The organism is Pseudomonas sp. SDI, from assembly GCF_003105155.1.
Lineage (GTDB): Bacteria > Pseudomonadota > Gammaproteobacteria > Pseudomonadales > Pseudomonadaceae > Aquipseudomonas.
This window is the reverse complement of record NZ_QETK01000026.1, coordinates 35942-54039: the sequence shown is the minus strand read 5'-3', so window position 1 is coordinate 54039 and position 18098 is coordinate 35942. Positions and strand designations below refer to the sequence as shown.

At 63.7% G+C, this 18098-nt stretch carries 14 protein-coding genes and 1 tRNA gene; 9 read left to right on the top strand and 6 right to left on the bottom strand.

Going from position 1 to position 18098, the window contains the following annotated elements; genetic code table 11:
* Nucleotides 1-10: 10 nt before the first annotated feature.
* The 4 genes from DCO48_RS17330 to DCO48_RS17315 form a co-directional block, all read right to left on the bottom strand.
* A complete protein-coding gene (locus DCO48_RS17330) occupies nucleotides 11-2437 on the bottom strand; it encodes an SAM-dependent methyltransferase (protein ID WP_116551834.1) in 2427 nt (808 codons plus the stop codon).
* A 21-nt stretch (nucleotides 2438-2458) separates the two neighbouring features.
* A complete protein-coding gene (locus DCO48_RS17325) occupies nucleotides 2459-4255 on the bottom strand; it encodes a hypothetical protein (RefSeq protein WP_116551833.1) in 1797 nt (598 codons plus the stop codon).
* Nucleotides 4256-4325: 70 nt separating this feature from the next.
* A complete protein-coding gene (locus DCO48_RS17320) occupies nucleotides 4326-6005 on the bottom strand; it encodes a hypothetical protein (RefSeq protein WP_116551832.1) in 1680 nt (559 codons plus the stop codon).
* A gap of 174 nt (nucleotides 6006-6179) precedes the next feature.
* Nucleotides 6180-7793, bottom strand: coding sequence for an inorganic phosphate transporter (locus tag DCO48_RS17315; RefSeq protein ID WP_116551831.1), 1614 nt, complete (start codon nucleotides 7791-7793; stop codon nucleotides 6180-6182).
* An 88-nt stretch (nucleotides 7794-7881) separates the two neighbouring features.
* Between DCO48_RS17315 and DCO48_RS22830 the strand changes: the two genes are divergently transcribed.
* From DCO48_RS22830 to DCO48_RS17280, 7 genes are all read left to right on the top strand, one after another.
* Nucleotides 7882-8187 (top strand): DUF488 family protein, encoded by a 306-nt coding sequence (locus tag DCO48_RS22830; RefSeq protein ID WP_177410622.1) that lies wholly within the window; start codon nucleotides 7882-7884, stop codon nucleotides 8185-8187.
* Between the two features lie 44 nt (nucleotides 8188-8231).
* The gene (locus tag DCO48_RS17305) at nucleotides 8232-8666 is read left to right on the top strand and encodes a GNAT family N-acetyltransferase (protein ID WP_116551830.1); all 435 of its coding nucleotides are present in this window, start codon (nucleotides 8232-8234) and stop codon (nucleotides 8664-8666) included.
* 122 nt (nucleotides 8667-8788) lie between these two features.
* The gene (locus DCO48_RS17300; RefSeq protein ID WP_116551829.1) at nucleotides 8789-9142 is read left to right on the top strand and encodes a helix-turn-helix domain-containing protein; all 354 of its coding nucleotides are present in this window, start codon (nucleotides 8789-8791) and stop codon (nucleotides 9140-9142) included.
* Between the two features lie 128 nt (nucleotides 9143-9270).
* Nucleotides 9271-9912, top strand: coding sequence for a UvrY/SirA/GacA family response regulator transcription factor (gene uvrY, locus DCO48_RS17295; protein ID WP_116551828.1), 642 nt, complete (start codon nucleotides 9271-9273; stop codon nucleotides 9910-9912).
* 1 nt (nucleotide 9913) lies between these two features.
* Nucleotides 9914-11737, top strand: a complete 1824-nt coding sequence (gene uvrC, locus DCO48_RS17290) for an excinuclease ABC subunit UvrC (protein ID WP_116551827.1) — start codon at nucleotides 9914-9916, stop codon at nucleotides 11735-11737.
* 32 nt (nucleotides 11738-11769) lie between these two features.
* The gene (gene pgsA, locus DCO48_RS17285; RefSeq protein WP_116551826.1) at nucleotides 11770-12330 is read left to right on the top strand and encodes a CDP-diacylglycerol--glycerol-3-phosphate 3-phosphatidyltransferase; all 561 of its coding nucleotides are present in this window, start codon (nucleotides 11770-11772) and stop codon (nucleotides 12328-12330) included.
* 65 nt (nucleotides 12331-12395) lie between these two features.
* Nucleotides 12396-12471, top strand: a tRNA-Gly gene (locus DCO48_RS17280).
* 110 nt (nucleotides 12472-12581) lie between these two features.
* On the opposite strand, the gene DCO48_RS17275 is transcribed toward DCO48_RS17280, so the two are convergent.
* Together DCO48_RS17275 and DCO48_RS17270 are read right to left on the bottom strand one after the other, a co-directional pair.
* Nucleotides 12582-13469 carry a hypothetical protein gene (locus DCO48_RS17275; protein WP_116551825.1) on the bottom strand — a complete coding sequence of 296 codons (888 nt, stop codon included), beginning with the start codon at nucleotides 13467-13469 and terminating at the stop codon, nucleotides 12582-12584.
* 270 nt (nucleotides 13470-13739) lie between these two features.
* Nucleotides 13740-15479 (bottom strand): dipeptidase, encoded by a 1740-nt coding sequence (locus DCO48_RS17270; protein ID WP_116551824.1) that lies wholly within the window; start codon nucleotides 15477-15479, stop codon nucleotides 13740-13742.
* Nucleotides 15480-15771: 292 nt separating this feature from the next.
* Between DCO48_RS17270 and DCO48_RS17265 the strand changes: the two genes are divergently transcribed.
* Together DCO48_RS17265 and dsdC are read left to right on the top strand one after the other, a co-directional pair.
* Nucleotides 15772-17127 (top strand): D-serine ammonia-lyase, encoded by a 1356-nt coding sequence (locus DCO48_RS17265; protein ID WP_116551823.1) that lies wholly within the window; start codon nucleotides 15772-15774, stop codon nucleotides 17125-17127.
* Nucleotides 17121-18059, top strand: a complete 939-nt coding sequence (gene dsdC / locus DCO48_RS17260; protein WP_116551822.1) for a DNA-binding transcriptional regulator DsdC — start codon at nucleotides 17121-17123, stop codon at nucleotides 18057-18059. Before DCO48_RS17265 ends, dsdC begins: the two co-directional genes overlap by 7 nt.
* The last annotated feature ends 39 nt before the right edge of the window (nucleotides 18060-18098 follow it).

Here is an 18098-nt window from a genome sequence, read left to right as displayed (position 1 = left end):
CCGCTGCCCCCTAGCGCAGCACGGCGTGCAACTGGCGGTTCATCACCGCCGTGCTGAACGCGTACTTCTGCCACTTCTGCCACAGCATCAGCCCGGCAGCGTCCGTGCTGGCCGCCGCACAGAGCCCGTACAACCAGGCCCAGGCCTGCGCCGAAAGGCCCTGGTCGGCCCACGGATTGAGCGCTGGCAAGGCCCGTGGTGCCTGCCGGGCGCCGATGCAGTTGAGCTTGCCGTTGGCCGGAATGCCGAGGCTGCCGAACAGCACTGCGTCCAGGGTGATGGGGTCCCAGAGCAGCTCCAGCGTGCCGCTGGCCGCCAGCGCCGGGCCGCCGTTCCAGCTCAGGCGCTGCTCGCTAAAGCGGCTTTCCTTGACCGGCTGACCGTTGACGCTCAGGCCCTCTGCCGACCAGTCGAGCAGCACCGCCGGGCTGTCGCTGAGCTGATTGCTCAGCACATAGCGGCCCCAGTATTCGTCGCCGAACGACGCCAGGCGCTGGAAGCGCTGACCCAGTTGCAACGGAGCACCCAGCGCCTGCAAGTCGAAGCGCGTCTGCCCAACGCACAGCGACCAGCCGCTGATGCTCAGTTGTCCGGCCAATGGCTGGCCGTTGAGCTGGCATCGCACCTGCTGTTCATGTACGGCAATCTGCAGCGTGTCGCCGAGCGGGTTGCGATGTTCACCGACCAGATGCACCGGCATCAATCCGCCGGGCTGCAGCGCGTTGGCGATCAGTGCATGTTCGGCCGGTAGTTCGTCGTGCTCCGCCCAGATCGAGCCGATCAGCCGGCGCCTGCGCCCCGGGCCGAGGTCGCTGCGCAGGAAACCGTTATGCAGGTTGCCGCTGGCCGCCGCCCATTTGAGGATGCCTTTTTCATAACGGGCCTGGCGCACCGGCTGGCCGTCGACGTAGAGCAGGCACTGCTCGGGCTTGCCCATGTCGCCGACGATCACGATCAGCCGCTGCGCCGCCGGGCTGTGGTAAACCCCGGTCCACGGCAGGCTGTCGTGCCGGTTGAGCAGGACGATGTCCTGCGCCAGGCTCGCGGCATCGAACTGCCAGCCCTGGAAGCGCGCGACTTCCTCCAGATGCTGGCTGCCGCTGTGCGTGTCGCAGGCCAGGCAGGCCTTGCGCACCTCGCCGGCGAGGCGTTTGCTGCGCAGCATCTGCAGCAGGAACGCCTTGTTGTTCGAGTCCTTGGCAAACACGCCCTTGGCCGCAATCTGCATGGCGCCGGGGTCGCCGGTGGCCAGCAGGCGCTTCTCGCGGCCGCTCAGGCCGGGGAACACATCGCTGTCGACGGTGCCGGCCGGGTCGCCGGCAAAGCGCTCGCGCAGGCCGATATCGTCCTTGAGGGCGAGGATGAAGTGGCTGGCGGCAGTGGATTCCTGCCAGTGGTAGTCCTGCGGCACCTGGAAGTTGCCGAACTGGCGAATCGCCGCCAGCTCGCGCGGGCCATAGCGGTCGACCTCGCGCTGCGGGTTGGTCGGGGTCTTGAGGATTTCATGGTCCTTGAGCAGGCCCAGGCGAATCGCCATCTCGCGGTTGCTCGGCCGGCTGACCTTGGGCGCGATGTAGAAGGTCGAGATGCCGGTAAAGCGCACCTGGATCTGCGGGTCATGCAGGGCACTGAGCGGGAAGTGCTCGATCACCGGCGCCACCCCCGGATAACGCGAGGCGATGTAGTGGGTGATCGGGTAATCGTCGCCGTAGTGCTGTTGCAGGTACTGCACCAGGATTGAGAAGTTCTCGTTGATATAGCCTTCGCGGCGAAAGCCCATTTCGCCAATCAGTCCGACCTGCCACAGCACCACATGCAGGCTTGGGTCCGGCACCCGGTCGCGCACCAGCATGTCGGTGGCTTCGTGGGTTTGCAGACCGGGATGGCAGGGGTCGATACCAAGGTCGGCGCACAGGCAGTCGAGGGCACAGATGCCTGCGCGCATCACCGCGCGGTAACCCTCGCGGCGGGCGATGGCAATCGCCCGGTGTGTGGACAGCACGAAGATCCCCGGATGGCCGTAGAAAACCGCTACCACGTGCTCGCCCTGCCGCACCGGGTGCAGCATGGCTTCGCTCATCTGCATATAGGTGTGGTAGCGCACCTTGTTGTCGTCGTAGAGCACGTAGAGGTCGAAGGCGTCCGGGCGCAGGTGCTTGAGCCAGACGGTGGTGGCCGGGTCGGCGACGCAGTAGAAGACCTTGTCCGCCGCCTTGAGCAGGGCCTCGTCGCCGACGCTGAAGCCCATGGCTTCGATGCCCGAGCCGATGATCGTCAGCTGCCCGGCGCTCTGGCGGGGCGTCGGCGCGGCGGATGCCTCGGACGGCGGCGGCTGGCGGGCGATGTCACGGGCCAGGCTTTCCCAGGCTTGGGCATGTTCCTGTTTGCTGGCATAGACGGGGCCGGTCCCGGCCGAAGTCGCGGTTGAATGGATCATGCAGAACTCCTCGCCGAAGGCTTAGCCGGCTACGCGGTTGAGGTATTTGAGCGCAACGCTGCAACCGACCTTGATCGACAACACCTGGCCCTTGTAGCTGTAGCCACCGAGCAGGATGTAGGCCTGGTCGGCGCTGCTGCAGGCCGCCATCTGCGCGACCAGCGCGTTCTCCTCGTCGCTCGACCAGCGCCAGGCCTGCTGGGCCTTGTCGGCGTCGGCATTGGCGGTCATCAGCACCGTGGCGATGTTCATCTGCTGGCTGGTGTTGTCCGGCGCGGCTTCTTTGACGTACTGGGCGAAGGTGGTCCAGCGCGTCTGCACCGAGTTGGCTGTGTTGAGCATGCTGTTGACCAGCAGGCCGACGCCGGTCGACTGCTGCGGCGCGAGCGAGGCCAGGTATTGTTCGGAAGAGCCTTTCCAGGCGTTGAGCAATTGCCCGGCGGTCTGGAACGCGACCATGATCGTCAGGTTCTCGACCAGCGCCGGGAAACCCTTGGTCATGATCCAGTTGCCGACCTTGTTGACCAGGCCCTGGACCATCCCCGGCTCGACATTGACGTCGGTGTCGATGTCCACGTCGACATCGGTGTCGGTCACATCGACATTGTCCACCACGTTGTCGGTGTCGATGTCGATATCGATGTCCACGTCGATGTCGACCACCAGCACGTCGATGTCGATGTCGATATCAATGTCGACGTCGATGTCCACGTCCACATCGATGTCCACGTCAATGTCGATATCCACATCGACGTCGACATCCACGTCGACGTTGATCGGGTCGACCGGGTCGCCGACGTCGCCCAGCGGATTGGCGTTCTCGCCCACCGCTTGCAGGCGCTGCGAGACGTTGCGGTACAACTGCTGGGCATTCTGCCCGAGCCATTTCAGGCCGTTGGCCGCGCCTTGCAGCACGTGCACGGCCATGTCCACGGTCATTGCGATCTGCACGCCCTCGAAGGCGATGAAGGCCATGTCGTAGGCGGCGATCCACCAGGGAATCGTCGGCTGCTGATAGGGCTGGGCGATGAACACGTTGCCGTTATGGGTGCCCGACCAGCACATCGCCAGTTGATCGGGTTTACCTTCCCAACTGAGGTCGCGCAGGGTGCCGGTGGTGATCAGCCCCGAGGTCTTGTTGGCGCCGCTGGAACTGAGTTGCTGGTTGTACAGGGTCAGTACGGTTTTGCTGCCGAGGTTATCGGTGAAAGTCGCCGTGTTGCCCTGGATCAGCAGGCTGCCGACGGTGGTTTGCGGCAGCACCAGCTGGCCGCCGTTGGTGCTCGGCTCGTAGCAGTAGAAGGTGCCGTTCCAGGCATACAGCGAGTTGCCGGCCCAGAACGAGACGATGTTGAAGGCGTTGTAGTTGGCGCCCTTGTAGGGGCTGGTGGACAGCAGCGTGTCGACCTGCTGGTTGAGCGTGAGCAGGTTGTTCGGGTCGGTCACCAGTTCGCTGAACTGCAGGGCCAGCGGCGCATAGGGCTGGCTCACGTAGCTCTGGTAGAAGGCCCAGGCGGCCGTGGTCGAGGCCAGGTCGGCAGGGGTCACGGTGGTGCTGAAGTTTTCGTGGACCAGGTCCGGGACGAACAGCTGCACCGGGAAGTCGTCGCTCTGCCGGGTCATCACCAGCCGCGGGAGCAGTTCCGGGCTGGGAATCTGGGCCGTCTGGCCGGCGGCGACGGTGCCCAGTTGCTTGTACACCGGGTAGTAGTCGGCCGGGTTGCTGCTGGGCGGGTCGCCCACTGGTTGCGACATGGTGTCGTAGACCACCAGGGTGAAATCCAGCTGGTTGACCACCGTAATCAGTGTCGTGCTCATGTTGGCGCTTCCCTGTGCGCGGCCGACTACCCCGACGGGGTAGCCGGCCTGGAGAGTGGAGGGCGGGGGATCAGAGGTCGATCGGTTCGAGGTGCTCGTCGAATTCGCCGTCTTCGACACCTTGCTTCTCGGTCTCGGTTTCCTCGTTCAGGCGCTGCGAGTCCTCGACCGCAGTCTGCGATTCTTCAAGCTGCTGCCTGAGGTCTTCGTTGATCCGCGCCGACTCGGCCTGCATGGTTTCGGCGATGGTGCCGTGCGCCTCGTTCACCGCGTCGGTGGCGTCTTGCAGGGCCTTCTGGATTTCGTCCGGGGTGTTCGCGTCGGCCAGGTCGTCGCGTGCCTTGGCGAGTTTGGTGGCCGCATCGTTGAGCGCCGGGGTGTCGGAGATTTCCGCGAGGTCTTCGATCTGCCCGAGCTGGGTGTCGATGGAATCGTTGAGGCGCTCACGCTGGATTTCCGAGAGGCTGGACACCTGCTGCGCGCGCAGCGTCTCGATGCTTGGACCGAGGGCGGCAGGGTCTGGCACATTCACCGGGTTTTGCTGACCGAAACGCTCGGCCATCTGGTCGAAGAACGCCTTCTGGTTGGCTTCGAGGCGGTCGGTGAAGTCCTTGAGTTGCTGCTCCTGGGTTTTCGGTACTTCGCCGTTCCACTTGTCCTTGATGTACTTGCCCAGGGCGTAGACCTTGCTACCGACCCATTCGGCCGCCATCAGCACGCCAACGATGAACGCCGCCGATTGCAGGAACTGGTAGAAATTCTTCGGATGGAACAGCGCATACCACTCGTTGCTGTCGTCGTTGGCCGGCAGCTGGAAGTTCAGCCCCAGTACCGAGGCGCCATTGATCGTGCCGTGCAGGATCGGCAGTACCTCGGTGTCGTTGGTGTCGCCGCTGAACTGGCTCTTGACCGTGAACAGGCCTTTGAAGCACAGCGCCGGCACATCCTCGGTGAGGCTGGAGACGAACTGGCCGTTGGAATAGAACAACGGCGTGACCTTGTTATTGCTGTCGGTGTAGGTGAGGGTGTAAGCGCCGGAATGGTCGGTGGGGTCGGCAGGGACTGGCGGGTTGCTCTTCTTCACCATTTTCAGCGTGCCCAGCGTGTTCGGCGAGGCGCTGCTGCTACCGCTGCTGGCGGTGCCCGGGGAATACAGATAGTAGGTGTAACTGGCCTTGCTCTGCGCCCAGCCGAAGGCGAACGCGGTGAGGTAGGTCTGGGCCGTGGTCACCGTGATGATATCGAGGTCCTTGAACTGCTTGGTCGAGGCGAAGAAGGTGCTCATCGCCGAATCGATGTCCTGGTTCGAGGTGCCGCTGGCGGCGCTTTGCGCGGCGGCGGTATAGCCTTGCGCCAGGCTGGATGACGGGTAGGCGGAGATCGTCTGGATAAAGGTGAAGGCGTTGGTCATGGTGGCGGCTTGCTGTGCCGTCACCACCAGCGCAAGCGGTTTGCTGCTGAGCGACATCGCCGATTTGTTGAGCACCGGGTAGAGGTTGGCCGGGCGCGAATACAGCAGGTCGAAGATCACCTGGCCACTGGCGCCGACCAGCATTACATCGGCGGGCGTGTTGCTGGCAATGGTGCTGGCGCCGGTGCTGGTTTTCAGCAGGCTCAGGTCCTGGTTATAGACCTGCTGGGGATTGGCGTCGTCGCTGCTGTAGGCGCTGACCACGGCAAGGTCGGCGCCGCTCTGGTTGCTGACGTTGATGGTTGGGGTGGTGGTTCCGGGTTTTTCGGCAATCGTCATGGCAAATTTCCTTTCCTTGGAAATGCGTGGGAGGGGGATGCGGTGCAAGGAAAGGGAAGTGTAGTGTGGCGCTTTGCCTGTATCCGTCGCGTGTCAGATCAATGGGCGATTAGTTCGGCGATTCTTATCGCCAGGGCTGGGCGGGGCCAAACACCTGGCGTTTAAAGCGCCGGCTCAGAACAACTGTGTCAGCAACCAGTACAGGCAGCCCGACAGCAGGATCGCCACCGGCAGGGTCAGCACCCAGGCCAATGCCAGGTTGCCGACGGTCTTCCATTGCAGCCCGGAACCGTTGGCCAGCATGCTCCCGGCCACCCCGGACGACAGCACATGGGTAGTCGATACCGGCAGCCCGTACATGTCCGCGGCGCCGATGGTGCACATCGCCACCAGTTCGGCCGAGGCGCCTTGGGCGTAAGTGAGGTGGGTCTTGCCGATCTTCTCGCCAACCGTCACCACAATCCGTTTCCAGCCGACCATGGTGCCCAGCCCCAGGGCGATGGCCACCGCCACCTTGACCCACAGCGGAATGAAGCGTGTGGCGTCGTCGATCTGGCGTTTGAACAGGTGCAACTGGGCCACGGCAGCGGCGTCGAGCTCCAGCAACAGTTGCTTGTCCATCAGGCGAATCGTTTCGCTGGTCAGGTACATGTCGTTGCGCACGTTGGCCATGGCCTCGGCCGGCACGCGTGCCAACGAGCCATAGCCTTCGACTTCCCGGCCGATCATGCCAGCCAGTTCGGCCAGCGCGGGAAGCAGCTCGGGGCCGGCCTGTGGCGCGCGGATGAACGCGGTGAGGGTCTGTCGTGGGTCGCCGCCGCTCGGTGACGGGACATGCCGTTCCAGCGCTTGCTGGGTGGCTTCGGCCACGGCGGCAAACTGCAGCGACTGTTCGGCGGGCATGGTCCGGTTCAGGGCGTAGGCCATCGGCAGGGTGCCGACCAGGATCAGCATGATCAGGCCCATGCCTTTCTGGCCATCGTTGGAGCCGTGGGCAAACGATACCCCGGTACAGGTGAGAATCAGCAGCCCACGGATCCACCACGGTGGTGGTGTATCGCCGAGCGGCGCCTGGTACAGCGCCGGTCGTTTCACCAGCGCGCGCAGGGCCAGCAGCAGCCCTGCTGCGCAGACGAAGCCGAGCAGCGGCGAGAGCAGCAGCGCGTAGCCGACCTTGCTCGCCTGCGCCCAGTCGACCCCGGCGGTGCCGTCGCGCCCGTGCATCAGTGCGTTGGCCACGCCGACACCGATGATCGAGCCGATCAGGGTATGCGACGACGAGGCCGGCAGACCCAGCCACCAGGTGCCGAGGTTCCAGGCGATGGCCGACAGCAGCAGGGCGAAGACCATGGCGAAGCCGGCACTGGAGCCGACCTGCAGGATCAGCTCGACCGGCAGCAGGGCAACGATGCCGAAGGCCACCGCACCGCTGGAAAGCAGTACGCCGAGGAAATTCCAGCAGCCGGACCAGATCACGGCGAACTGCGGCGGCAGCGAGTGGGTATAGATGACCGTGGCCACTGCATTGGCGGTGTCGTGAAAGCCGTTGACGAACTCGAAACCGAGGGCGATCAGCAGGGCAACGCCGAGCAGCACGAACGGTGTCCAGGTGGTCAGCGCCGCGCCGCTGGCGTTGATGTCGCGAAACAGGCTCGCGGCGGTGTAGAGCAGGCCGCCGAGCAGCAACAGGCAGAACAGCGTGAGGGTCTTGCGCGAGGAACGCGAGTGCAGCCGCGGACGCGGGTCGCTGGGGGTAGCGGCGCGGGCAGCGAGGGTCGGGGTGGTCATGGTGACGGGTCCGGTAGCCTTCAGGCAGGTGCCTGGAGCGCTCAGCTTAGGAACGCTGCGTAAGCCGGACGTGACCCGGGTCAAGGGAATGGCGGATTCGCCGGCTACGCTGCAGGTAACCGACAGGAGGTGTGGCGATGATTGTCGGCAGGCGTACCGGCAGGCGCTGACAGCCCGCCTGGAGCATGGGTGGGCGTTGCTGGAGCTGGCACGCAATGACACCTTGACGCTGGTGTATGTGGCCAAGGACACTGCGCAGCACAATGCGCGGGTGCTGGCCGACTGGCTGGAGGGCGAGCTGGAGCGGCAGGGGCGTTCGCCGGATCGGTGGTGTCACCATCGCGGGACTAGCCCGCTCCCACAGAGGGCAGCGTTTTATGTAGGCGCGGGCTAGTCCCGCGATGGCCCGCATAGCCGGCCCATAAGAGAAGACCAGAAATGCCCGCCAGCCTGATCCCCGCCACCGACCAGCACCGCACCTTCGCCCGCGACCTGACCCGGCGGGCCATGCTGCCGTACTACCGCGAGTTCGACCTGCTCTGGCTGGAAGAGGCCTTCGACCAGGCCTGGGGCTGGCGCGAGCAGTGGTTGATCGTCGATGGCGACGAGCAATTGGGCTTCTGCAGCCTCAGCCAGGACAGCCAGGCCCTGTACATTCGCGAACTGCACCTGATTCCTGCTGCGCGCAACCGTGGCATCGGCAGCGTGGTGCTGGAGCAGTTGGCGCAATGGGCCCGTCAGCGCCGCCTGCCACGGCTGCGCCTCACCGTGTTCAACAGCAACCCGGCGCGCCACCTCTACGTTCGCCAGGGTTTCATTGCCGTCGGCGAAGACGAATGCTTTGTGCGCATGCAGCGTGATCTGGTGCCCTGAAAGCGCCTCGGCGCCTGCCCTGGCTTGTGCCCGCCAGCGCATCCCGTGCATAGTTCTGCCCTGGTGAAGACGCATCTGCATGCGTCGTGTCGGAATGGCTTAGTAAAGGATTACGAATTCATATGAATGGAATCGGTGCGCGTATCAGGGCAGAACGCGAGCGTCTGGGGCTGACCCAGCGAGCCTTTGGCGATATCGGTGGGGTCGAACCCAACGCCCAGGGTAAATACGAAAGCGGCGAACGTACGCCCAAGGCCGACTACCTGGCTGCGGTGGCGGCGCGCGGGGTGGATGCGTTGTACGTGCTGAGCGGCGTCGCCACCCCCAGCGGCGCCCAGGGCCTGAACCTGGAGGAGGACCAGTTGCTCGACTGTTATCGCCAGTTGCAGCCGGCCGACCAGCAGGCGGTACGGCATTTGCTCAGCAGTTTGTCGAGCAACAGCCTGCGCCCGGCATCGCGAATGGCCGCTGGCTAACGCAAACCTGACCGCATCGCCGCTGGGGAAATCAAGCGCATCCAGGCGACGCTTTCAGTTAGGTCTAACCCGGAATTTTTTGCTAAGGTGGCGGGATCCAATTTCAGACCGTAACGCGGGGTGTCTGCTTGATTAGGGTCCTGGTGGTCGATGATCACGATCTGGTGCGTACGGGAATTACCCGCATGCTGGCCGATATCGACGGCTTGCAAGTGGTGGGGGAAGCCGATTCCGGCGAAGCAGCATTGAAGGCGACACGCGAGCTCAAGCCCGACGTGGTCCTGATGGATGTGAAAATGCCCGGTATCGGTGGCCTCGAAGCCACCCGCAAACTGCTGCGTAGCCATCCCGACATCAAGGTCGTCGCGGTCACCGTGTGTGAAGAGGATCCGTTCCCGACCCGCCTGTTGCAGGCCGGTGCCGCCGGTTACCTGACCAAGGGCGCTGGGCTCGACGAAATGGTCCAGGCCATCCGTCTGGTGTTCGCCGGCCAGCGCTACATCAGCCCGCAGATTGCCCAGCAACTGGCGTTGAAATCCTTCGATCACAAGAGCGCCTCGCCGTTCGACTCGCTGTCGGAACGGGAAATCCAGATTGCCCTGATGATCGTCGGCTGCCAGAAGGTGCAGATCATTTCCGACAAGCTGTGCTTGTCACCGAAGACGGTCAATACGTACCGTTATCGCATCTTCGAGAAACTTTCGGTTACCAGTGACGTGGAACTCACGCTGCTGGCCGTGCGCCACGGTATGGTCGACGCCAACCTCTGACATGACCCCTGTGTTTGATTCCAGCGCCTTTCTGGCAACCTGCAGCGGACGTCCGGGTGTGTACCGGATGTTCGACGAGGGCGCGCGCCTGCTCTACGTCGGCAAGGCGAAGAACCTGAAGAAACGCCTGGCCAGCTACTTCCGCAAAACCGGTCTGGCGCCAAAGACCGCCGCGCTGGTGGCGCGTATCGCCCAGGTGGAAACCACCATCACCGCCAACGAGACTGAGGCGCTGCTGCTTGAGCAGACCCTGATCAAGGAATGGCGGCCGCCGTACAACATCCTGCTGCGTGACGATAAGTCCTACCCCTATGTGTTCCTCTCCGATGGGGATTTCCCACGGTTGGGTATTCATCGCGGGGCGAAGAAGGGCAAGGGCCGCTATTTTGGCCCGTACCCCAGCGCCGGGGCGATCCGCGAAAGCCTCAGCCTGTTGCAGAAGACCTTCTTTGTGCGCCAGTGCGAGGACAGCTACTACAACAACCGCACCCGACCGTGCCTGCAATACCAGATCAAGCGCTGCAAGGCGCCGTGTGTCGGGTTGGTCGAGCCGCAGGAATACGCCGAGGACGTGCGTCACTCGGTGATGTTCCTTGAAGGTCGCAGCCATCAGTTGACCAACGAACTGAATGCCGACATGGAGCGTGCGGCGATGGCCCTGGAGTTTGAACGGGCGGCCGAGTTGCGCGATCAGATCGCCTTGCTGCGCCGCGTGCAGGACCAGCAGAGCATGGAGGGTGGCAGCGGCGATGTGGATGTTATCGCCGCGTTCGTCAACCCCGGTGGCGCCTGTGTGCACCTGATCAGCGTGCGGGGCGGGCGTGTGCTTGGCAGCAAGAACTTCTTCCCGCAGGTGGGGATCGAGGAGGCGGTGGTCGAGGTCATGGCGGCCTTCCTCGCCCAGTATTACCTGGGCAATGTCGAGCGCGAATTGCCGGCGGAACTGATCGTCAACGTCGTCCATGAGGACTTCGACACCCTGTGCACTGCCGTGGAAACCCTGCGTGGCCGCGAGCTCACCATCAGCCACCGGGTGCGCGGCACGCGGGCGCGCTGGCAGCAGTTGGCGGTGACCAATGCCGAGCAGGCGCTGATGGCGCGTCTGGCCAACCGCCAGCACATGGCCGCACGGTTCGAGGCGCTGGCCCAGGTGCTGGAGCTGGACGAAACCCCGCAGCGTCTGGAGTGCTATGACATCAGCCACTCCAGCGGCGAAGCGACGGTGGCCTCGTGCGTGGTGTTCGGCCCGGAAGGGCCGATCAAGGCCGATTACCGCCGTTTCAACATTGAAGGCGTTACCCCCGGCGACGACTATGCGGCCATGCATCAGGCCCTGACCCGGCGCTTTGGGCGCATCAAGGACGGCGAGGGCAAGCTGCCCGATGTGTTGCTGGTGGACGGCGGCAAGGGCCAGTTGAACATGGCCCGCGACGTACTGCAGGAACTGGCGGTTCCCGACCTGATCCTGCTCGGGGTGGCCAAGGGCACCACGCGCAAGGCCGGTTTCGAAACCCTCTACCTCAACGAGGCGGCCAACGAGTTCACTCTGCGCGGCGACTCGCCGGCGCTGCACCTGATCCAGCAGATCCGTGATGAAGCGCACCGTTTTGCCATTACCGGGCACCGCGCGCGGCGCGGCAAGGCGCGGCGCACCTCCAGCCTGGAAGGCGTGGCGGGGGTCGGGCCGAAGCGGCGTCGCGATCTGTTGAAACATTTCGGCGGCCTGCAGGAATTGACCCGCGCCAGTGTCGAAGAGATCGCCAAGGCACCGGGAATCAGTAAAAAGCTTGCCGAGTCGATTTATGACAGCCTGCATAGCGAGTAGAATGCCTGCTCACCTTGCAGCCAGTTGTGCCGATGAATATTCCGAACCTGCTTACCGTTCTTCGCGTCCTGCTCATTCCGATCTTCATTTTGCTGTTCTATGTGCCGTATCACTGGAGCTACATGGCAGCCAGCAGCGTGTTCGCCATTGCCGCTGCCACCGACTGGCTTGACGGCTACCTGGCGCGGCGTCTGCAGCAGAGTACGCCATTCGGTGCCTTCCTCGATCCGGTGGCCGACAAGCTCATGGTCGCCGTGGCCCTGGTGCTGCTGGTGCAGGTGCATGCCAACTTCTGGTTGACCTTGCCAGCGGCGGTGATCATCGGCCGCGAGATCGTTGTTTCGGCGTTGCGTGAGTGGATGGCCGAACTGGGCGCGCGAGCGCACGTGGCGGTCTCGAACCTGGGCAAATGGAAAACCGCTGCGCAGATGCTGGCGCTGGTGATTCTGCTGGCCAACCCGGCGGTGCTGAGCTTCTGGGTGATTGTCGGTTACTCGCTGCTGATGATTGCCGCCGGTCTGACGCTATGGTCGATGGTGCATTACCTACGCGCCGCCTGGCCGCATCTGCGCGAAGGCTCGGAATCGAAATAAACTTTTTTGAATCAAGGGCTTGACGGCTATTCTGAAATCGCTAGAATGGCCAGCAGAAACACGACGCGGGAATAGCTCAGTTGGTAGAGCACGACCTTGCCAAGGTCGGGGTCGCGAGTTCGAGTCTCGTTTCCCGCTCCAGATACAGATCATCAAAATCACAATGCATTGTGATGATCACGAAAAAAGAGGCCTGAAGGCCTCTTTTTTTTCGTCCCGCGTTTTTCATTCCGGCAAATTGGCGGCCAGCCTCAGTGCTTGACCGACGTCACCGAACACAGCGAGAACGTCAGCGGCCCCTCATGCCCCAGTGCCTGGGCGGTGTGTTCCAGCAGCTGCATGGTTTCGGCGCACGGCGTCTCAAGTTGTGGGGTGTAGCTCAGGCTGCCGACGTCCAGGGAACTGCCGCGGGCCTGATCACGATGGCTGGCGAGAATACTGGCGTAGATGCGTTGGGTCGAAGGCGTCGGCTCACGGTCGATCACATTGAGGATCCCGCCAGCGCGCAGCACGGCATCGGCCAGCGCATAGACGTTGTGCTGCACCTGGACGCGGTAGTCGAGCGGGGTAGTAATCAGCGCGGCATCCAGCAGCACATTGCGTGCGCGCAGCAGGTGCGTGCCGATCAGCCAGCAGGCCACCGAGTCGAACACCGGCTGGGTCTTCAGCCAGCGCTCCAGCTGTGGGTCCTTCAGGGCGTCGCCTTCGATGATCAGGCAGTCCGCCCTGGGCGCATCGACGATGGCGGCATAGTCCAGGCGATACGAGGCTTCGTCCAGGCTGTGGGCGGTACTACGTTCGATCACCGCCACCGAAAAACCATGTTCGCTCAACAGCAGTTGGGTCGCGCTGATGCAGTGCAGGTTCTCCTCGACGCACACCACCTGGTGACCGTTCTTCAACAGGGCCAGCGTTGAATGGCCGACCCCGCAACCAATTTCCAGGGTTCTGGGGTGGCCTGCGACCTGCGCGGCCATCCAGTCGTAATGCCCTTGGGCGTGGTGCGCATTGGCGTTGTGTCGCCAACTGCGGCTGTACTGTTTGCGCTGGGCATCGAGCTGTTGGAGCAGCTTCGAGCGGCCAGCCTGGCTGCTGAAGGACGGGTATGCACGTTTGCAAGGCTTATTGTCGTTTCTCATTGGAAGTCCTTTGCCTAAAGGGCGCTCGACGGTTTCACCGAGGCGAAATTCGATCTTCCAGTAGCCAGGCGGGGGCTGCCAAGCCGGGGCCGGCGCACACAAGTAGATGGTAAAAGCGCCGCTGTAGGACGCTTTCCGAAGCGCTGCTCTGGCGCACGGCAAAACACCACGGGTCGAAACTCATGGTGTTTAATTTTGAAATATTCTGTTTCGCTTTTGCCGGGGATGAGCCGAGCGGACCCGCCAGGACGGCGAGCCCGCGAAGGGCACTCAGAGTTTCGGCAGTTGACCGATACGGCCCATCATTTCCGTGACGATCTGCAGGTCCAGGAGGAACTGCTCAACGGTCTTGAACTCGTTGTCGTTGTGCCCGGTGTATTTGACCTCTGGGCGCGCCAGGCCGAACTGCACGCCGTTCGGCAACTCATGCACCGAGGTGGCCCCGGCCGAGGTGCCGAAGGTGTGCGGCATGCCGAGGTTTTCGCTGGCCACCGCGAGCAGCGCCTTGACCCACTCACCCTCGGGGTTGCGGTACATCGGCGCGTCGAGCGAATAGTCGAAGGTTGCCGCGACCTTGCTCTGTTTGCTCCAGGCAGCGATCTTCTGCGAAATCTCGCTTTGCAGCGCCTCGGTGGTCTTGCCCACCGGTACCCGCAGGTTGACCGCCAGCTTGAACAGCTTGGCGTCCTGGCCGACGTAGGTCAGCGAAGTGGTCAGCGGGCCCATGAAGGCGTCTGAGTAACCTACCCCCAGCTTGCCGCCCAGGTAGTCCAGGCCCCAGTTGTCGGCGACGTAGCGCGCGGCGTCGGTGATCTGGTTGTGCTTGAACAGGCCTTTGCCGTCTTGCTCGTGGATGAACACGAGCAGGCGCGCCACCGGGTTGACCCCGGACTCGGGCTCGGAGGAGTGCGCCGACACGCCGGTCACGGTCAGCCTGACCTGCTTGCCGTCGGCCTTGGCTGCCACGCTGAAGTCGCCACCGTTGCGCTTGGCGAAGTCGTCGCCGGCCTTCTGCAGGGTCGCGGCCAGTTCGGCAGGCTGGTCGCTGAGCAGGGTGGCCACCGAGGTGGACGGGATCTGGTTGGTCGCCAGGCCGCCGGTCAGCGTGCTGATTTCAGCGCCTTTGCCCTGGGCGGCGCGCAGCGGGAAATTGGCCATGACGGTGCCATAGCCTTTCTCGGCAATCACCACCGGGTAGCCGCCGTCGAGCGCCAGGTTGTAGTCGGGCGTGGGGTTGCGCGCGAAGTAGTAGGGGATGGCGTCGCCGCTGGTTTCTTCGGTGGTGTCGATCAGCAGCTTGAAGTTGCGTGCCAGTGGCAGCTTTTCTTCCTTGATGATCTTCATCGCGTACATCGCCACGACGATACCGTTCTTGTCGTCCTCGGTGCCGCGGCCGTACATGCGGTCGCCGACCAGAGTGACTTTGAACGGGTCGAGCTTGGTGCCGTCCTGCAATACCCAGTTCTCCGGGGTGACCGGCACCACGTCGGCGTGGGCGTGAATGCCGACCAGTTCCTTGCCGCTGCCGTCGAGAGAGATTTCGTAGACGCGGTTATCGACGTTGCGGAAGTTCAGGTTGAACGCCTGGGCCAGGCTTTTGATTTTCTCGGCGATCTTGATGAATTCGGGGTTGTCGTGCTGCGGCACGCCGTCGACGTTGACGGTCGGAATGGCGACCAGCTCGCGCAGGGTTTCGCTGGCGGCAGCGCCGTATTTGACCCGGGCATAGATGCCCAGCAGGCGATGGATTTCGTTCTGCTGCTCGGCGTTCAGCGGCGTGTGGTCGAGGAACGATTTGATTGCCGGGGCCAACTGATCGTTGCCGGCGAGGTTGCTCTTGCTCAGCTTGCCGAGGAACTCGCGGAAGTCGCTGACCGAGGTGTCAGCGAAGATCTTGAGAATCGCCGCGCTCTGTTGCGGGGTGATATTGGCCTGGGCCAGGTGGCTGAACGATGACAGGCTGGCGAGGATCAAGGTGCTCGCAGCCAGTTGCTTGAGGGAGAAAGGCATGAGGGGTGGCATTCCTTTGCAGAGGTCAGTAGGACATTTCGGTTTGATGAAACGAAACGTTTCGAAACTAACACTGCAATGTAGGACTGTGGGAGCCCGCTTGTGGGATCTGTCGCACAGAAATGCAAAAGCGGCGCACAAACGAAAAAGCCCCGGGCGCATTCTTAGCCGTATTTCGGCGGCGGGCAATCGACCATGGATGACCTCAGCGCACCTGTCGCCCGCGCAAGCATCCTTTGTAGTGGCGTCAGCCTTGAGGCTTAATCGGTGCAGCCCCCTTCAGGAGAGACCGATGCGCCTTGATAAAACCATCGATGACTGGTGCCAGAGCCACCCGCTGATTGCCCCGCTGAGCCGTCTGGAGCCGCTCTGCTGGTTCAACCCGGCGCTGCTGCCGGCCGCGCAGGCATTGGCCGACGTGCCGCTGGGGATTGCCGAGGTGGATGACGCCAGCGCCCGTCTTGAGCGCTTTGCGCCGTTCATCGCCTCGGCCTTCGCGCAGACGCGGGCGAGCCACGGGATTATCGAGTCGCCGTTGCTGCCGCTGGTGAACCTGCACGCCGAACTGTGCGCCGAGCAGCACCTGCCGGTACAGGGATCGCTGTGGCTCAAGGCCGACAACCTGCTGCCGATCTCCGGCTCGATCAAGGCCCGTGGCGGCATTTATGAAGTGCTCAAGCATGCTGAAGATCTGGCGTTGGCGCATGGCCTGCTGAGCCCTGACGACAATTACGCCAAGCTCGACAGCGACGCCGCGCGGGCCTTCTTTGGCGGTTACAGCGTCGCTGTCGGCTCCACCGGCAACCTCGGCTTGTCGATCGGTATCATCAGCGCGCGGCTCGGTTTCAAGGCCAGCGTGCACATGTCCGCCGATGCCCGGCAGTGGAAGAAGGACCTGCTGCGCAGCCATGGGGTCGACGTCATCGAATACGCTTCCGACTACAGCGTGGCGGTGGAGCAGGGGCGTCAGCAGGCCAAAGCGGACCCGCGCTGCCATTTCGTCGATGACGAGAACTCGCGCAACCTGTTTCTCGGTTACGCCGTGGCGGCGCGCCGGCTACAGCGTCAACTGGGCGAAGCCGGCATCGTGGTGGATGCCGAGCATCCGCTATTCGTCTACCTGCCCTGTGGTGTCGGCGGCGGGCCCGGCGGGGTGGCCTTCGGTCTCAAGCAGATCTTTGCCGACGCGGTGCATTGTCTGTTCGCCGAGCCGACCCATTCGCCGTGCATGCTGCTGGGGGTCTACAGCGGCCTGCACGACGGCATCAGTGTCTATGACATCGGTATCGACAACCGCACGGCTGCCGATGGCCTGGCGGTGGGCCGTCCATCCGGCTTCGTCGGGCGTTCGCTGCAGCGCCTGCTCGACGGCTTCTACACGGTCGACGACGATACGCTGTTCCGTCATCTGGCCCAGCTGGAGGCCAGCGAGGGCTTCAAGCTTGAGCCGTCGGCTGTGGCCGGCGTGCCCGGGTTCCTCCATGTACGTCAGGAGCAGCAGGGTTATCGCCAGCGTCTGGGCCTCGACGAGCCGCGCCTGAGCCGCGCCACCCATATTGTCTGGGGCACCGGCGGCAGCATGGTCCCGGAGGTGGAAATGAATGCCTACCTGGAGCAGGGCCGGGCGCTGGCCGAACGTCCATGCTGAACCTGCCGCCACGGCTGGGCGCCAATCTGAACAGCGCGCAGTTCGCCAACCTGCATACCTTTCTGGTGGCGGCGCGGCACTTGAGCTTCGCCTTGGCCGCAGAGGAACTGTGCCTGAGCCCGAGCGCCGTCAGCCACCGTATCGCGCGCCTGGAGCAAGCGCTGGCGCTACGCCTGTTCGAGCGGCTGACCCGGCGCATCCGTCTGACCCGCGAGGGCGAACAGATCTATGCGATCCTCGGCGGCGCGCTGACCGAACTGTCGCAGGCCTTGCAGCAGGCCCCGGCCGCCGAGTTTTCCGGAAGCGTGGCGCTCTATGCGCGACCGTCGATTGCGCAGTGCTGGTTGGTGCCGCGGCTGGCCGACTTTCATCGGCGCTATCCAGATATCGCCCTGGACGTTCGTGTCGGCAACGACCCGGTCGACTTCCGCACCCAGCACGTCGATCTGGCCTTGCTTTATGCCGATGGACGCTTCCCCGGGCTGGTCAGTCAGCCACTGATGAGCGAGGCCCTGGCGCCCGTGTGCAGTCCACGCTATGCCGAGCAGCATGGCCTGCTCGCTTCCCCGGAAAACCTGCGCCAGTGCACGCTGCTGCACGATGCCCGGGCCTGGGAGAACGCTGCCTTCGATGCCGAATGGCAGCTATGGGCACGGCATTGCGGATTGCGCGAAGCACTGCCCACACAAGCACTGACGTTCGACCGCAGCGACCTCTGCGTGACCGCCGCGATCAACCACGCAGGCGTCACCATCGGCCGCCAGCGTCTGGTACAGCGCAGCCTTGACCAGGGCGAGCTGCTGCCATTCGGTGGCTTCAGCCAAACCGGGCGCTATGACTACTTCCTGGTGCACCCGCGCCGCGTGCCGATGCCTGGCCGCGTGCAGGTATTGATTGACTGGCTGCAGGAGTGCGCCAGGCAATCGGGGTAGATAAGTAGCGCCGGGCTGAACGGCCGCGGTGGTGACATC

Excerpts from the sequence above, each read along its gene's own strand:
- DCO48_RS17275 (WP_116551825.1), bottom strand. The coding sequence starts at position 13,469 with ATGAGAAACGACAATAAGCCTTGCAAACGTGCATACCCGTCCTTCAGC.
- DCO48_RS17305 (WP_116551830.1), top strand. The coding sequence starts at position 8,232 with ATGCCCGCCAGCCTGATCCCCGCCACCGACCAGCACCGCACCTTCGCC.
- DCO48_RS17325 (WP_116551833.1), bottom strand. The coding sequence starts at position 4,255 with ATGAGCACGACACTGATTACGGTGGTCAACCAGCTGGATTTCACCCTG.
- DCO48_RS17265 (WP_116551823.1), top strand. The coding sequence starts at position 15,772 with ATGCGCCTTGATAAAACCATCGATGACTGGTGCCAGAGCCACCCGCTG.
- DCO48_RS17315 (WP_116551831.1), bottom strand. The coding sequence starts at position 7,793 with ATGACCACCCCGACCCTCGCTGCCCGCGCCGCTACCCCCAGCGACCCG.
- DCO48_RS17270 (WP_116551824.1), bottom strand. The coding sequence starts at position 15,479 with ATGCCTTTCTCCCTCAAGCAACTGGCTGCGAGCACCTTGATCCTCGCC.
- dsdC (WP_116551822.1), top strand. The coding sequence starts at position 17,121 with ATGCTGAACCTGCCGCCACGGCTGGGCGCCAATCTGAACAGCGCGCAG.
- DCO48_RS17320 (WP_116551832.1), bottom strand. The coding sequence starts at position 6,005 with ATGACGATTGCCGAAAAACCCGGAACCACCACCCCAACCATCAACGTC.
- pgsA (WP_116551826.1), top strand. The coding sequence starts at position 11,770 with ATGAATATTCCGAACCTGCTTACCGTTCTTCGCGTCCTGCTCATTCCG.
- DCO48_RS17300 (WP_116551829.1), top strand. The coding sequence starts at position 8,789 with ATGAATGGAATCGGTGCGCGTATCAGGGCAGAACGCGAGCGTCTGGGG.
- DCO48_RS22830 (WP_177410622.1), top strand. The coding sequence starts at position 7,882 with ATGGCGGATTCGCCGGCTACGCTGCAGGTAACCGACAGGAGGTGTGGC.
- DCO48_RS17330 (WP_116551834.1), bottom strand. The coding sequence starts at position 2,437 with ATGATCCATTCAACCGCGACTTCGGCCGGGACCGGCCCCGTCTATGCC.
- uvrC (WP_116551827.1), top strand. The coding sequence starts at position 9,914 with ATGACCCCTGTGTTTGATTCCAGCGCCTTTCTGGCAACCTGCAGCGGA.